Annotated in this window: 15 protein-coding genes; 4 read left to right on the top strand and 11 right to left on the bottom strand. The window is 67.5% G+C overall.

Going from position 1 to position 15572, the window contains the following annotated elements:
- Positions 1 to 16 precede the first annotated feature (16 nt).
- Genes NL241_RS10525 through NL241_RS10510 form a run of 4 tightly spaced genes read right to left on the bottom strand, consistent with a single transcriptional unit; the run spans position 17 to position 4580 of the window.
- Positions 17 to 943, bottom strand: a complete 927-nt coding sequence (locus tag NL241_RS10525; protein WP_494397479.1) for an ABC transporter permease — start codon at positions 941 to 943, stop codon at positions 17 to 19.
- A complete protein-coding gene (locus NL241_RS10520) occupies positions 940 to 2025 on the bottom strand; it encodes an ABC transporter permease (RefSeq protein ID WP_494397478.1) in 1086 nt (361 codons plus the stop codon). Before NL241_RS10520 ends, NL241_RS10525 begins: the two co-directional genes overlap by 4 nt.
- Positions 2022 to 3572 carry an ABC transporter ATP-binding protein gene (locus NL241_RS10515; protein WP_494397477.1) on the bottom strand — a complete coding sequence of 517 codons (1551 nt, stop codon included), beginning with the start codon at positions 3570 to 3572 and terminating at the stop codon, positions 2022 to 2024. The genes NL241_RS10520 and NL241_RS10515 overlap by 4 nt, the downstream gene beginning before the upstream one ends.
- A gap of 12 nt (positions 3573 to 3584) precedes the next feature.
- The gene (locus tag NL241_RS10510) at positions 3585 to 4580 is read right to left on the bottom strand and encodes a BMP family protein (protein ID WP_494397476.1); all 996 of its coding nucleotides are present in this window, start codon (positions 4578 to 4580) and stop codon (positions 3585 to 3587) included.
- A gap of 169 nt (positions 4581 to 4749) precedes the next feature.
- On the opposite strand from NL241_RS10510, the gene NL241_RS10505 reads away from it, so the two are divergent.
- The gene (locus NL241_RS10505) at positions 4750 to 5466 is read left to right on the top strand and encodes a GntR family transcriptional regulator (RefSeq protein ID WP_487695699.1); all 717 of its coding nucleotides are present in this window, start codon (positions 4750 to 4752) and stop codon (positions 5464 to 5466) included.
- An 18-nt stretch (positions 5467 to 5484) separates the two neighbouring features.
- Entirely contained in the window at positions 5485 to 6261 is a 777-nt protein-coding gene (locus NL241_RS10500; RefSeq protein WP_494397475.1) for a class I SAM-dependent methyltransferase, read from the top strand.
- Between the two features lies 1 nt (position 6262).
- On the opposite strand, the gene NL241_RS10495 is transcribed toward NL241_RS10500, so the two are convergent.
- Genes NL241_RS10495 through NL241_RS10485 form a run of 3 tightly spaced genes read right to left on the bottom strand, consistent with a single transcriptional unit; the run spans position 6263 to position 9076 of the window.
- The gene (locus NL241_RS10495; protein WP_494397474.1) at positions 6263 to 7102 is read right to left on the bottom strand and encodes an HTD2 family dehydratase; all 840 of its coding nucleotides are present in this window, start codon (positions 7100 to 7102) and stop codon (positions 6263 to 6265) included.
- Complete coding sequence (locus tag NL241_RS10490) at positions 7102 to 8256, bottom strand: acyl-CoA dehydrogenase family protein (RefSeq protein ID WP_487695704.1); 1155 nt, start codon at positions 8254 to 8256, stop codon at positions 7102 to 7104. The genes NL241_RS10495 and NL241_RS10490 overlap by 1 nt, the downstream gene beginning before the upstream one ends.
- Before the next feature lie 34 nt (positions 8257 to 8290).
- Positions 8291 to 9076 carry an SOS response-associated peptidase gene (locus tag NL241_RS10485; protein WP_494397473.1) on the bottom strand — a complete coding sequence of 262 codons (786 nt, stop codon included), beginning with the start codon at positions 9074 to 9076 and terminating at the stop codon, positions 8291 to 8293.
- 90 nt (positions 9077 to 9166) lie between these two features.
- Here NL241_RS10485 and aroA point away from each other — a divergent pair, with 90 nt between their 5' ends.
- Positions 9167 to 10423, top strand: a complete 1257-nt coding sequence (aroA, locus tag NL241_RS10480) for a 3-phosphoshikimate 1-carboxyvinyltransferase (protein ID WP_487695797.1) — start codon at positions 9167 to 9169, stop codon at positions 10421 to 10423.
- A 16-nt stretch (positions 10424 to 10439) separates the two neighbouring features.
- A complete protein-coding gene (rsgA, locus tag NL241_RS10475; protein WP_494397472.1) occupies positions 10440 to 11438 on the top strand; it encodes a ribosome small subunit-dependent GTPase A in 999 nt (332 codons plus the stop codon).
- On the opposite strand, the gene NL241_RS10470 is transcribed toward rsgA, so the two are convergent.
- From NL241_RS10470 to ppk2, 4 genes are all read right to left on the bottom strand, one after another.
- Positions 11435 to 12724: a fatty acid desaturase family protein gene (locus NL241_RS10470; RefSeq protein ID WP_487695709.1), complete on the bottom strand. Its 1290-nt coding sequence runs from the start codon at positions 12722 to 12724 to the stop codon at positions 11435 to 11437. The two genes, rsgA and NL241_RS10470, sit on opposite strands and share 4 nt — an antisense overlap.
- Positions 12725 to 12794: 70 nt before the next feature.
- Positions 12795 to 13931: a ferredoxin reductase gene (locus tag NL241_RS10465; protein ID WP_494397471.1), complete on the bottom strand. Its 1137-nt coding sequence runs from the start codon at positions 13929 to 13931 to the stop codon at positions 12795 to 12797.
- A gap of 68 nt (positions 13932 to 13999) precedes the next feature.
- The gene (locus NL241_RS10460; protein ID WP_487695712.1) at positions 14000 to 14509 is read right to left on the bottom strand and encodes a DUF6912 family protein; all 510 of its coding nucleotides are present in this window, start codon (positions 14507 to 14509) and stop codon (positions 14000 to 14002) included.
- Positions 14510 to 14739: 230 nt separating this feature from the next.
- Positions 14740 to 15558 carry a polyphosphate kinase 2 gene (gene ppk2 / locus NL241_RS10455; RefSeq protein ID WP_487695714.1) on the bottom strand — a complete coding sequence of 273 codons (819 nt, stop codon included), beginning with the start codon at positions 15556 to 15558 and terminating at the stop codon, positions 14740 to 14742.
- Positions 15559 to 15572 lie beyond the last annotated feature (14 nt).

The raw sequence follows: 15572 nt of genomic DNA, 5'->3' as shown, positions 1-15572 counted from the left end.
TGCCTTTCAGGTTTCGTCAGACGCGGCCGACGTACGGGACGGTCAAGCAGGTCGGCGCGCTGCGGCCGCCGACGAAACCGCTGATGGCGACGATCGCGATCACGTACGGCAGCATCACCAACACGGCATAGGGAATTTCGACACCCACCGCGGGCAGTGCGAACTGCATGGCCCTGGCGACACCGAAAAAGACCGCCGCCCAGAGGATTCCGACCACCTTCCAGCGCCCGGCGATCACCGCGACGACGGCCAGATAGCCCATCCCCGCGGTCATGTTCTCACTGAACGAGCGGACCTCCGACAGGGCGAGTTGAGCACCGGCCAGCCCGCCGGCACCGGAAGCGATCAGAACCCCGATCACCCGGGTCTTGTTGACGGCCAAGCCGGTCCAGCCCGCGGAGGTGGCGTCCTCCCCCACCGCATCGACCCGGATACCGGCCATGGTGCGCGGCGAGAACACGAGCGCCAGCGCCACCACGACCGCCAGGCACAGATACCCCAGAAATGTCTGGCCGAAGACAGCCGGGCCGATGATCGGCAGTTCGCCGAGCACCGGAATGTGCACGTCGGCGAAGGCCGGGACGTTCTGCCCGCGACCACCGTCGAGAAGGATCCGGGCCCCGAAGGTCGTGAGCCCCAGCGCAAGCGCGTTGGCGGCGATGCCGACGACGATCTGATCGGCGCGAAACCGGACCGACAGCAGCGCCTGAGCGATACCGAAGATCAGTCCGGCCAGCACGCCGGCCACCGCACCCAGGACGGCGGAACCGGTGCTCACCGAGGCCAGGACGCTGGCGAACGCCCCGGTGAGCATCATGCCCTCCATGCTCAGATTCAGCACGCCGGCACGTTCACTGATCGATTCACCACTGGCGGCAACCAGCAGCGGGATGGCGAAAGCGATTCCACTGGAGACTATTTCGGTGATCATGGAAAGGTTCATGCCGGCACTTCCTCACGGGCGGGCTTGGTGGAGACGGGTCGTGCGCTGGTGGTCCACCAGGCTGCGCCGGCGATCACGATGATCAGGACACTCTGCACGACGGTGACGGTGGAGGCCGGCACGCCGGCAGCCAGTTGCAGGTTGATGCCTCCGGAGACCAGGAAGCCGAACAGTAGGGACACCGCGGCGACGGCGGTCATGGACCCACGGGCGAGCAGTCCGACGACCAGGCCGGCGAACCCGAAGCCGGACGAGAAGCCGTCGACGAGGATGAACGGCGCCGAGGTGACCAACAGTCCGCCGGCGAGACCGGAGAAGCCACCGGCGGTGGTCAGAGCCAGGAACCCGGTGCGGTCGACGGAGACCCCGAGGCGTGCCGAGGCGGTGCCCGAAAGCCCGACGGCACGCAGCCGTAGACCGGTTGCACTGTTGCGCAACATGATTCCCACCAGCGCCACAGCCAGCACGGCGACCACGATGGCGATGGTGGCCGGGTTCTTGGAGAGACCCAGCAGCGGCAGGTGCGCCGACGCTGCGAGCGCTTCGGACTGCGGCAGCGTCTCCGAGGAGGTCATCGGCTGCCGTAGCAACGACGGCTCCTGCACCATCAGCACCACGAGGGCGAGTCCGACGAAGTTGAGGAGCAGGGTGGTGATGATTTCGCTGGTACCGCGGTGCACGCGCAGCCAGGCGGCGATTGCGGCCCAGAAAGCCCCGGCGAGCACCGCGGCTCCCAGGGTCGCCACCAGACCGATCGGCAGCGGCATCGTCTCGGGCATCGCGACACCCACTGCGGTGGCGGCGATTCCGCCCAGGCACATCTGACCCTCACCACCGACGTTGACCAGACCTGCCCGGTAGGCGATGGTGAAGCCGGCGGCCACCAGCATCAGCAGGGCGGCGTTGTTCAGCGAGGTGCCGATGGCAAACGGCGAGCCCAGGGTTCCCTCGATCAGGGCGTCGATGACCTCGACCGGGCCGGCGCCGGCTATTGCCGCCAGCGCCAGGCCCACGCTCGCCGCGACCACCAGGGCAGCCAGCGCCACCACCAGTGGATGACGGGAATGCAAGCGGGTGATCATCGGGGCACTCCTGTCATCAGGGCGCCGATTTCTGTTGCGGCACTCGGTGAATCGGTTCGGACGGAGCCCAGCAGGGTTCCGCGGTAGGCGACCACGATGCGGTCGCAGACGGCGATCAACTCGTCGATTTCACTCGAGGTGATCAGTACTGCCGCGCCGGCATCAGCAGCGGCACGCAGCCGGTCGAGCACGAAGGCGACGGCCCCGGCGTCGAGGCCGCGAGTGGGCTGGGCCGCCACCACGGCCCGCAGGCCCGGCGTCGACAGTTCTCGGGCGAGCACCACCTTCTGCTGGTTGCCGCCGGACAGCGATCCGATCGGCGCGTCGGGTCCCGGTGCCCGGATGGAGTACTCGGAGATGGCGGCCTCGGCGTCGGCCCGCATACGGCCGCGGTCGAGCAGGCCCCAGCGGCGGTACTGCCGCAGCCGGGGCATCGCGATGTTCTCGGCGATCGACAACTCGCCGACCATTCCCTCGGCATGGCGGTCCTCGGGGATCACCGCCAGGCCGGCCGCGGTGCGTGCAGCCGGCGTCGCGGTGGTGAGGTCGGTGTCTTCCAGGACGACGGTGCCGCGGTCCGGTGCCAGCGCCCCGGACAGGACGGAGGTCAACTCGGATTGCCCGTTGCCCTCCACGCCGGCGACACCCACGATCTCACCCCGACCGACCACGAGTTCCACCTGTGCGAGTGCGGTGCTGCCGTCGGCCCGGGTCACGGTGAGGCCGTTGACGTTCAGACCCTTCGAGGTCGGTGGTGCGGTACGTCGTCGGGGTGCGGCGCTCAGTGGCTTGGTGTCGCCGAGCATCAGCTCGAGCAGCGACGGCAGCGACACCTCGGCGAGGCGGCCGCCGCCGACCACAGTGCCGGCGCGCAACACCGTCGCCTCGTCGGCGGCGCGGGCCACCTCACCGAGCTTGTGGGTGATGAGCACCACGGACTTGCCGCCCTCGGTGAGGGCCGCGCAGGTGGTGATCAGTGCGTCGATCTCTTGCGGGTCGAGCACGGCGGTGGGCTCGTCGAGCAGGATCAGCTGCGGGTCGCGTAACAGCGCCTTGACGATCTCGACGCGCTGCCGGGCACCCACCGTCAGTTCGCGGACCGTGGCGGCGGCGTCGACCGTCAAACCGTAGCTGTCGGCGATCCGCTCCAGATCGGACGTGAGTTGCTTTCGCGGAGGACGGAATCCGTCGCGGCCCAGCAGCAGGTTGTCGGCCACTGTCATGGTGGGCACCAAGGAGAAGTGCTGGTGCACCATCGCCACCCCGGCCCGCAACGCGTCCGCCGGATTGCGCGGCTGGTAGGTCGTGCCCGCCAGCGTCATGCTCCCGGTGTCCGGGGAGACCGTCCCGTAGATGCTGTTGCACAGTGTCGACTTGCCGGCTCCGTTCTCACCGAGGATGCAGTGCACCGAACGAGGTTTGACGTTCAGCGTCACCGCATCCAGGGCGCGCACGGATCCGAAAGACTTCCCGATCCCGTCGAGTGTGAGCAGCGCTGTGTGACTGGGCTTTTCAGCGGTGGTCATTGGGTCAGCAGCGATCGTCATCGGTCCGGGTCCTCAGTACGGTGTGATGGAACCGGCGATGATGGCCGCCTCGGCCTTGTCCACTGCAGCGGCCACGGCGGGGTCGTCGCCGCAGACGGTGAAGTCGCTGCCGCCCTTGTCGGTGGTGACCCCGAAGGGCACCTGCTCGGCCGTCCAGGTCCCGTCGAGCACGGAGGACACCGCGTATTCGATCTCGGTGCCGATGTCGGTGCGGACGTAGCCGGCGTAGACGCCGTTGGAGCAGTCACCCGGGATCGGGCCGCCGATCATCCGGTTGCCCGACTCGGCGGCCGCCTGCTCCATTCCCTGCTTGCCCAGGTTGACGATCTGGCCGAGTACGTCGGCACCGCTGGCGTAGGCGGTGCCGGCGGCCTGCTTGGCCTTGGCCGGGTCATTGAAGTCGCCGACGTACTGTGGCGCGAGCACGGTCACGTCCGGGCGGGTGAAGCGGGCTCCGTTGGCGAAGGCCTTGGCCGCGTTGACGATAGCGGGCAGTTCGACTCCGCCGACGAATCCGACGGTGCCGCTCTTGGACACCGTGGCCGCGGCGGCGCCGGACAGGAATTCCGCTTCGGCCTGCTGGGGGTCGTAGTACGCCAGGTTCGGCAGCGGTTCCGCATCCGAGGGTCCACCGATCTCGACGAACTTGACCTCGGGGAACTGCGGGGCCACCTTGCGCACGTCGGCGTCGGTCTGCCCCCCGACCGAGATCACCAGGTCGTTCTCCGAGGCGAAGCGCTGCAGGGCCTGCTGATAGTCGGCAGCGGCCACCTGCTCGACGTAACTGGCGTCGACCTGATCGCCGTACTTCTCCACGACCCGCTGGTAGCCGAGAAAACCGGACTGCATGAAACCGGTGTCGTTGATGGAGCCGGGCAGGAACACACCTACCGACAGTGCGTCACCTGCGCCGGGGTCGTCGTCCGCTGAGCCGCATGCGGTCAGGCCCATGGCGATCGCGGTCGCCCCGAGCAGCGCTGTTGAAGTTTGAAAACGTGGGAGTCTCATCGAGCTTCCTCCTGGGGTCAGTGGCTACCACTTAGCGGTATACCGTTAGAAGGAGCATCGGCTCGAACTATTACCAACGCATTAACCGACCGTAAGGATCGAGTTACTGGTATACCGTTAACTCGCCTGTCGCTATGCTGGGCGAAGCCGCACAACAAGAAAGGTCGACGTGACCACCGCCGCGACTGAGGACGCCCCGAAATCTCTGCGCGAACGCGCGTACGACGAACTGCGGGCCCGCATCGTCGGACTGGAGCTGGCGCCGGGCACCCGGCTCATCGAACGCGATCTCGCCGAAGAGCTTGCGGTGTCGCGGATTCCGCTGCGCGAGGCCATGCAACGCCTACAGCAGGACGGGCTGGTGGTGATGGTCCCGCGGCAGGGCGCGATCGTCTCCCCGTTCACGGTGGACGATGTGCGTGACCTGTTCGACGTCCGCGAGAGTCTGGAGGTGCTGGCCGCCCGCCTGGCCGCTGAGCGTGCCGATCAGGCGGGCCTCGCCGCGCTCGAAGCGCAGCTCGACACCGCGCGCACAGCCACTGAGCGCCAGGACAAACCGGCCATCGCCGCCGCGAACGCCGGTTTCCACACCATCATCGTCGACCTGGCGGCCAATCCCCTGCTCGAGTCGATCCTCCGCCCCCTGGAAGCCCGTACCCAGTGGTTGTTCCATCTGACCGGTGATCGCGATCCCGGTGTGCAGTGCCTCGAGCACGAGGACCTGTTGGCCGCCATCGCGGCGCACGATCCGGACCGGGCCGCCGAATCGGCGTTCCACCATGTGCATTCAGGGCGAGACGCCAGCCTGGCCATGGCCGCGGAATGGTCCGGCGGCGACATCGATCCGATCCAGCTCACCAAGAGCCGACGCCGCGGGACGGCGTGAGGCTGTTACGTTGGGGCCATGTCGACGATCTGGGCCGCGGGCCGCTATGAGGCGGTAGCCGAACGCATCGCCGGGATCGCCGACGTCGTGGTCACCGCCGTGGACCGGCGCCTGCCCCTACGCGACCAGGCGGTGGTGGACCTTGCCTGCGGTACCGGCAGCGCCGCCCTGGCCGCCGCCCGCCGGGGTGCGGACGTCACCGGCATCGACATCACACCGGAGCTGGTGGCCATCGGTGAGCGCCGCGCCCGTGACGAGGGCCTGGACGTCGACTGGCGCACCGGCGACGCCGCCGCGACGGGCCTGCCGGACGCGGCGTTCGACGCCGCTGTGTCGAACATGGGCATCATCTTCGTCGAACCGGTCAGCCAGGTCGCCGAACTGGCACGAATACTGAAATCCGGTGCGGTGTGCGGCTTTTCATCGTGGGTGCGGGATGCGGTGAACCCGTTTTACGATCCCATCCTGAGCGTTCTCGGCCCGCCGCCGGCGCGTGGTTTCTCGCCGGATCAATGGGGCGATCAGAGCACCGCAGCACAGCGCCTCGGCGCTGACTTCGTCGACCTCGAATTCACCCCTGGGTCGTTGACCTGGCGGTTCGACTCCCCTGCCGACGCGTTGACCTTCATCACCAAGGAATCACCGATGCATGTCGACGTCCTGGCCCGCGTCGAAGGTCCGCAGCGCGATGCGTTGCTGTCCGCCTTCGACAAGGCGCTCACCGCCCAGGCCGACCAGGAAGGCCACGTGGCCTTCGACGCGTCCTACGTGGTGGTGACGGCCGTCCGGCGCTGAGTCATCCCCACGCCGCGGTAGCCGAGGCGTGGACACCGTTGCCGGAGATCACCGCCAGCTTCGCGGCAGGCCCGTCCAGTGTGCCCTGCACCTCGATGGGGTCGCCCACGAAAACCGGCTGACTGAGCCGGAATTCGAAGGACCGAAGCATGTGCCCGCGGCACCTTGCCAGCTCTGCCATGTACATCGCCAGCAGCGGCCCGTGCACCACCAGCCCGGGGAAGCCCTCGACGCCACCGGCGTACTCCTGGTCGTAGTGGATCCGGTGCGCATTGGCGGTCAGGGCGCTGAACCGGAACAACAACGCCGGATGGGTGTGAGGGTGCGTCGACCAGGGCACCGACGAGACCGGCAACGGGTCGGTCGCGCGACTGAACGCGGTGGCGGACCCGTCATCGCTGCGGTAGACGATGTCCTGTTCCTCGATCAACCGCAGTTCACCGTCCTGGTGAAATTCCTGGCGTACGGTCACGAACAACAGCTCACCGGTGCGCCCGGACTTGACCCGGATGTCGGTCACCGCCGCGTGCCGTTGCGCGGTCAGCCCGAGCCGCAGCGGCGCGGTGACGGTCAGCCGGCCGCCGGCGAACATGCGCCGGCGATTCGGGACGGGCGGCAGGAAATGCCCGGCCAGCGGGTGACCGTCGGGCCCCAGCGCGGCGGTGACCGGCCACTCGGTGAAGTACACCCAATGCCACAACGCCGGCAATTCCGTTCCGGCGCTGAAGTTTTCGTTGATGTCGAGGGTGGCGGCCAACCGCGCCGCGGTCTCCGGCACCAGCGGGTCATCGGTGTGCAGCGGTTGCGGGCGCCAGTCTGCGACGTACTGCTCGAGGCCCATCAGAGATCCAGCCCTCCGCGCTTCACCAGTTGTTTGGCGATCACACCCTTCTGGATCTCGTTGGTGCCCTCACCGACGATCATCAGCGGCGCGTCACGGAAATACCGCTCGACGTCGTACTCGGTGGAGTAGCCGTACCCGCCGTGGATGCGTACCGCGTCCAACGCGATTTCCATCCCCACCTCGGACGCGAACAACTTGGCCATGCCGGCCTCCATGTCGACACGAGCACCGGAATCGAACTTCTCCGCGGCGCTGAGCAACAGGGCCCGGGCGGCGGCCAGCTTGGTGCCCATCTCGGCCAGCATGTTGCCCACGGACTGGTGCTGCCAGATCGGCTTACCGAAACTCTCGCGCTCCTGGGCGTAGCGCAGGGCGTCGTCGAAGGCTGCGCGCGCCACCCCGGTGGCGCGGGCGGCGACCTGCAGCCGCCCCACCTCCAGGCCCTTCATCATCTGTGCGAAGCCGACACCTTCCTCCGTGCCGAGCAGCGCGTCGGCGGGCACCCGGCAGTTGTCGAAGTTCAGCTCGCAGCTCTCGACACCCTTGTAGCCCAGCTTGGGCAGATCCTTGGAGATGGTGAATCCGGGGCCCTTCTCCACCAGCAGGATCGACACACCTCTGTGCGGCGGCTGTGCGCGTGGATCGGTTTTGCACAGCAGGGCTATCAGACCGGCGCGGCGGGCGTTGGAGATCCAGGTCTTGCTGCCGTTGATCAGATAGCCGCCCTGGTCGGGGCGTGCCTCGGTGCGCATGGCTTGCAGGTCGGATCCGCCGCCGGGTTCGGTGAGCGCCATGGTGGCGCGCAACTCCCCGGTGGCCAGGGCCGGCAGGTACTTCTGTTTCTGCTCGTCGGTACCGAACAGCAGGATCAACTTCGACACCACGGTGTGCCCACCCATGGCACCGGCCAGGCTCATCCAGCCCCGCGCCAACTCCTCGGTCACCTGTACGTAGCAGGGCATGGACACCGCGCCGAAACCGTAGGGCTCAGGGATCGCCAGTCCGAAGATCCCGATCTGCTTCATCTGCTCGATCAAGGCCTCGGGGTAGGTGTTGGCGTGCTCCAACTCCCGTACCACCGGCCGCACCTGCTTGTCGACGAAGTCGCGCACTGTCGCGACGATCGCGTCTTCCTCAGCTGTGAGCCCCATTCGAAGCAACGTACATTCACAGCGACGGAGCCGACTACAACAGCACGCCCTGTTCGGGTTGCGGTTCGGCCGGCTCGATGAGCTCGGGGCCGTTGTTGCGGATGCTGTTGACCAGTGTGGAGACCTCACGGATGGCGATGCGGTCCAGATCGCCGTGGCCGCGCAGCAGTCCCTCGTCGATGGGGGCGTCGGGGTCGAGCCACCGGTCCCAGTCCGCTGCGCTGATGGTCAGCGGCATTCGGTCGTGGATCTCGGCCAGCGGGCCGGCGGAGTCGGTGGTGATGATGGTGCAGCTCACCAGCGGTTTGGCGTCCTTCGGCGCCCCCTTGGGCCGCCAGGTGGACCACAGCCCCGCCATGAACAGCATCTCGCCGTCCTCGCCGTACATGTAGAACGGCGTCTTCGGCGCTTTCTTGCCGGAGGCGAGCTCGGGGTTGGGCCGCCACTCGTACCACCCGTCCATCGGAACCAGGCAGCGCTTGCTCTTGGCCGAATTCCGGAACGCCGGCGACTCGCTGACCTTCTCGGCGCGGGCGTTGATCAGCAGCGGGCCTTTGTTGTCGGGGTTGCCGTCCTCGGCGGTCTTCACCCAGGGCGGGATCAGCCCCCAGCGCATGGCCCGGACCCGCCTGGTCGACTGGTCATCGGGTTCGGAATGCCGTTTCACCACGGTGGTGATGGTCTGCGTCGGCGCGGTGTTGTAGTTCGAGCCGGACTTGGCACCTTTCTCCGCACCGGATTCACCCGTGGCTTCGTCGATGGCCTTGATCTTCTCGGCCAGCAGGGCCGGGTCGGTGGTGACTGCGAAACGTCCGCACATATCTCCCATGGTTCCAGAAGTGGCTGACACCCGAAATCGAGGACAGGGCAGGATGGAGCCGTGACGACATGGACGGCCCCCTGCACCCCGATGCCCGTGCACGCGACCGTCGCGATCCCGGGCTCGAAATCACTGACCAACCGCACCCTCATCCTGGCGGCGCTGGCCGCCGCTCAGGGCCAGGGCAGCTCGACCATCAGCGGGGCACTGCGCAGCCGTGACACCGACCTGATGATCGGTGCGTTACGGACCCTGGGCCTGTCCATCGACGGGGACGCCGCCGAACTCACTGTCGGCGGCAGCCTGTCCCCCACCGACGGCGCCACCATCGACTGTGGCCTGGCCGGTACGGTGCTGCGCTTCGTGCCTCCGGTGGCGGCGTTGAGTACCGCAGCGGTGGTGTTCGACGGCGACGAGCAGGCCCGCTCGCGCCCCATCGCACCCCTGCTGGGTGCACTGCGCTCCCTGGGCGTCGACATCGACGCCGACGCCATGCCGTTCCGGGTGAGCGGAGCCGGCGCCGTCAAGGGCGGCACCGTCGAGATCGACGCCTCCGCGTCCTCTCAGTTCGTGTCCGGGCTGCTGCTCTCGGGTGCGGCCTTCGATGACGGCCTGACGGTGGTGCACACCGGGGACTCACTGCCGTCGGCGCCGCACATCTCGATGACGACGCAGATGCTCGAGCTGGCCGGCGTCGAGGTCGACGCGACCACACCCAACCGCTGGCGGGTGGCTCCGGGGAAGGTCGCGGCGCGGCACTGGGATGTCGAGCCCGATCTGTCCAACGCGGTGCCCTTCCTGGCTGCCGCGGTGGTGTCCGGCGGCAGTGTCCGGATCACCGGCTGGCCCACCCCCAGCCTGCAGCCCGCCGACACCATCCTCGAGCTACTCGAGATGCTCAATTCGACTGCCACGCATGCCGATACACACCTGGAGATCCACGGTTCGGCGAACTACGACGGGTTCGACGTCGACCTGCGCGCGGTCGGCGAGCTGACACCGGCGGTGGCGGTGCTGGCCGCCTTGGCCACCCCGGGCTCGGTCTCGCAGTTGCGCGGTGTCGCGCACCTGCGCGGCCACGAGACCGACCGTCTGGCGGCGCTGAGCACCGAGATCAACGGCCTGGGCGGCGACTGCCAGGAGACCGAGGACGGGTTGCGGATCACCGCCACCGAGATGCACGGCGGAACGTGGCGCTCCTACGCCGACCACCGGATGGCGACCGCAGGTGCGCTGATCGGACTGCGGGTGCCGGGCGTCGAGGTCGACGACATCGAGACCACCGCCAAGACGCTGCCCGAATTCCCCGAGCTGTGGGCGGACATGCTCGCCGGGCAGGACTTCTAGCGGTCATGAGCGCGCGTTGAGCGGTCGCCAGTACGACGAGTCCGACGTCCGGATCCGACCGGGCAAGGGCTCGCGGCCGCGCACCAAGACCCGCCCCGAACACGCCGACGCCCGGGCGGCCATGGTGGTGACCGTGGACCGCGGCCGCTGGGGGTGTGTGCTCGACGGCGACCCCACCCGGCCCGTCACCGCCATGCGCGCCCGGGAACTGGGCCGCACGCCCATCGTCGTCGGTGATGACGTCGACGTGGTGGGCGACCTCTCGGGACGCCCCGACACCCTGGCCCGGATCGTCCGGCGTGGCGAACGACGAACGGTGTTGCGCCGCACCGCCGATGACACCGACCCCACCGAGCGGGTGGTGGTGGCCAACGCCGATCAGCTCCTCATCGTGGTCGCGCTCGCCGACCCACCGCCACGGACCGGTTTCGTGGAACGGGCATTGATCGCCGCGTACGCCGGTGGGCTGCAACCGATTCTGTGCTTGACGAAGAGTGACTTGGCGCCGCCCGAGCCGTTCGCCGCCCAGTTCGCCGATCTGGATCTGCAGGTGGCGATCGCCGGGCGCGACGACCCTCTCGACACGGTGGAGCCCCTGCTGGTCGACAAACTCACGGTGCTGTTGGGCCACTCCGGGGTGGGTAAGTCGACTCTGGTGAATCGTATTGTCCCCGAGGCAGATCGAGCCATCGGCGACGTGTCGGGGGTAGGCAAGGGACGGCACACGTCCACTCAGTCCATCGCGTTGGCGCTGCGCGACGGCGGCTGGGTGATCGACACCCCGGGCATCAGGTCATTCGGGCTGGCGCACATCGCACCCGACGACGTGCTGCTGGCGTTCTCCGACCTGTCCGAGGCCATCGCGGACTGTCCTCGCGGGTGCGGGCACATGGGTCCGCCCGCTGATCCCGAGTGCGCCCTCGACGAAAAGACGGGAGCCGCCGCGGCGCGGGTGAACGCGGCGCGACGGCTCCTGTCAGTGTTGCGTGAGGGCGCTGGGCCCGGTAATTCCTAGGCGGTACGACGCTCCTGCACGGCGGCAACCGGAGCCGACGGGCGCGAGCCCGACCGGCGCCACTTGCGCACCGTCGCGATGGCCGTCTTGAGGCCGCGGCGGCGACCCGACGTGTTGTCGACGCCGGCGAAATCGGGCCCCAGGTCACTGAACATCCGCTCGCTCCGGGTCTCCGGTGCGTTGTCGGCGGTGTCGCGGAGGTACTTGTTCGGCAGCGACAGCTTGGCGATGGTGCGCCAGGCCTTGCCGTACTGCAGCAGGAACGACCCGGTGGTGTACGGCAGGTCGTACTTGTCGCAGATCTCCTTGACCCGGAACGAGATCTCGTGGAGCCGGTTGCTGGGCAGGTCCGGATACAGGTGATGCTCGATCTGATAGCACAGGTTGCCGCTCATGAAGCGCAGCACCGGACCGTTCTCGAAGTTGGCACTGCCCAGCATCTGGCGCAGGTACCAGTGGCCCTTCGATTCACCCACCATGTCGGTCTTGGTGAATTTCTCAGCGCCGTCCGGGAAGTGGCCACAGAAGATCACGGCGTTGGCCCAGACGTTGCGGATGACGTTGGCCACCGCATTAGCCTTCATGGTCTTCGTGAACGTCGCACCCGGGGACAGCGACGTCAGCGCCGGATAAGCGACATAGTCCTTGACCAGCTGGCCGCCGGCTTTGGCACCGAACTCGCGCACCCGCACCAGGGTGGCGGCCCGGTCGTCACGGCCCTTGGAGATCTTGCCGAGCTCCAGGTGCTGCAGGCCGACGCCCCACTCGAATCCGGCGGCGAGCACGGTGTTGTAGAAGAGGTTGCCGAGGTTGAACGGCTTCCACTTCTGGTCCCGGGTGACGCGGATCAGGCCGTAGCCCACATCGTCGTCCATGCCCAGGATGTTGGTGTACTTGTGATGCATGAAGTTGTGAGTGAAGCGCCAGTGCTTGGAGGCGCCACTCATGTCCCACTCCCAGCTGGAGGAGTGGATCTCGGGATCGTTCATCCAATCCCACTGGCCGTGCATGACGTTGTGGCCGATCTCCATGTTCTCGATGATCTTGGCCACGCCGAGGGTGACGGTGCCTGCCCACCACGCCGATCGCTTCGAACTGGCGGTCAGCATCAGGCGGCCGGCCAACTCCAACGCGCGCTGTGCAGCGATGGTGCGCCGGATGTAGCGCGAATCGCGCTCCCCGCGGGAGTCTTCGATGTCCTGCCGGATGGCGTCGAGCTCAACGGCCAGGCTCTCGATATCCGCGTCTGTCAAATGGGCGAACTCTGGGACGTCTGTGATTGCCATTGTTTCCCTCCTTCCGGGGGTTCCTACGCTAGCGTAACCTACGATGCCGTAGGTTACTAGTCAGTAAATCTCACACGTCCAGTGTGCAATCACCCGAAGCGGCCGAAACACACGTCTGGATCCTGGTGCCGGGCTCGTGCTCGACACCCGTGCGCAGGTCCCGCACGTGGCCGTCGACCAGGCTGACCACACAGGACTGGCAGATGCCCATCCGGCAGCCGAATGGCATCTGCACCCCGACCTGCTCACCCGCATCCATCAGCGGGGTGGCGCCGTCGACTGCCAATGTCTTGCCGGTGCGCTCGAACGTCACCGTGCCCCCGCTGCCATGCGGTGCGGCACGGGTGACGGCGAAGCGCTCCAGGTGCAGCCGCTCCGGGATGCCCGCGGCGGCCCACACCTTCTCGGCCTCGGCGAGCAGTCCCTCCGGACCGCACGCCCAGACCTGCCGTGACCGCCAGTCGGGCACCACGGCGTCGAGGCTGTTGAGATCGAGCCGTCCTTCGGTCCGGGTAGCCCGAACGCTGAGCCGGTAATCAGGATGCCTGTGTCCCAGCGCGGCGAGTTCTTCGGCGAACATCAGGTCACCGGCCGTCGGCACCGAGTGCAGATGGGCGATGTCGGTGATCTGATCTCGGCGCTCCAGCGTCCGCAGCATCGACATGATGGGGGTGATCCCCGATCCCGCTGTGAGGAACAGCACCGAAGCGGGCGCCGGGTCCGGCATCACGAAATTGCCCTGCGGGGCGGCCAATCGGACGATCGTGCCGGGCGTCACCCCTCCGACGAGGTGGCTGGACAAAAAGCCTTCCGGCATCGCCTTGACCGTGATGGTGATGGTGCGCGCTCCCGTGAGCGCCGGCGAGGTCAGCGAGTACGACCGCCAGCGCCACCGGCCTTCCACCATGACCCCGATGCCGATGTACTGGCCAGGTTGGTAGTCGAAGGAGAAACCCCAGCCCGGCTTGATCACCAGGGTGGCGGAGTCCTCGGTCTCGCGACGGACGTCGACGATCCGCCCGCGGAGCTCGCGCGCTGACCACAGCGGATTCGCCAGGTGCAGGTAATCGTCGGGCAACAGCGGATGGGTGATCTTGCTGGCGAGGGTGCGCAGCGCGTGCCAGCCCGGATGTTTGTCGGCACCGGCCACGGTCGGACGTATGGTGTCGACGACCTTGGCACCGGTCTTGATCTGATTCTTGGCCATGGCTCTCCTACCCGAGTCGCGGCATGCCTAACCTACGGTACCGTAACTTACGGTCGCGTATCCAGTCTTCAGAGCAATTCGAGTAGGAACGGCAGTTCTTGGGTGGCGTACCACGCAAGGTCATGGTCTTGGGCGTCGCCGACCGCCAGTTCGGCGTCCTCGTCTCCCAGATCCGCGGCGTCGATGACCTCGACCGCGGCGCGTACCGCGGCCTCCGCGGCTGCGGTGTCCACGTACACCGCCACCACGTTGTCGAGTGTCACCGGGTCACCGACGCGGACCACCGCGTCATCGAGATCCGGTCGGGCCTTTGCATTTTCAACGTCAGCCACCAGGACGGACCGGCGCAGCGGCAGGTCGTCGTCCGAGTCGGTGGGGTCGTCGGCGGCGAGCAGGCGCAGCGACCCCAGCGCGGCGTCACGCAGCGCCACTTCGGCGAGTTCGTCGTCGTCGCCCTCGGCGTACGCCTCACGCAGAGTCGGCGTGACGGCGAATGCGGTTCCGCTGACCGGGAACAGTGAACCGTCGGCGACGAGTCGCTGGAGCATCGCCAGCGTCGCCGGGATGTAGACCCGCATAGTGGACGAGGCTAACAGCGGGTCGGTCGCGGAGCCCGAGGCACGAGGGCGACAGCGGGCCGACCCCCGGAGACAGCGGTCGGTCGCGGAGCCCGAGGCACGAGGGCGACAGCGGGCCGACCCCCGGAGACAGCGGGTCGGTCGCGGAGCCCGAGGCACGAGGGCGACAGCGGGCCGACCCCCGAAGACAGCGGTCGGTCGCGGAGCCCGAGGCACGAGGGCGGGCCCCGCTATTCGCGGTCGCCGATCAAGGTGGCGACGTGGTCGGGGACGTAGGTGGACAGTTCGCGGGGCGGTCGTTCATAGTTCCCCGAGAACACGGGCCGCTCGGGCAGTTCAACCTTGGGGTGGCCCACATCGTGGTAATCGATGCTCGACAGCAGATGGCTCATCATGTTGAGCCTGGCGTGCTTCTTGCTGTCGGACTCCACCACGAACCACGGGCTGAATGTCGTGTCGGTGTGCACCATCATCTCGTCCTTGGCCCGCGAGTAGTCCTCCCAGCGGTACACCGATTCGAGGTCCATCGGCGAGAGCTTCCACTGCCGCACCGGATCGTTGAGTCGCGACCGGAACCGGCGCAGCTGCTCGTCGTCGGACACCGAGAACCAGTACTTGCGCAGCTGGATGCCGTCGTCGATCAGCATCTGCTCGAAGATCGGGGTCTGCCGCAGGAACAGTGAGTGTTCCTGCGGGGTGCAGAACCCCATCACCTTCTCGACGCCGGCCCGGTTGTACCAGGACCTGTCGAACAGGACGATCTCCCCTTTGGTGGGCAGATGTTCGATGTAGCGCTGGTAATACCACTGGCCCCGTTCGCGGTCGGTGGGCGCGGGCAGCGCGGCGATCCGCGACACCCGTGGGCTGAGGTACTCGGTGATCCGCTTGATCGTGCCGCCCTTGCCCGCCGCGTCACGACCTTCGAAGATCACCACGATGCGAGCGCCGGTGTGTTTGGTCCACTCCTGCAGCTTCACGAATTCCGTTTGGAGACGGAACAACTCAGCTTCGTAGACATCCTTCGACAGCTTCGGTCGTGCTTTGCCCATCCAGGAATCGTAAC

Source organism: Mycolicibacterium sp. SMGY-1XX, assembly GCF_059132455.1.
This window is presented reverse-complemented; position numbering and strand designations above follow the sequence as displayed.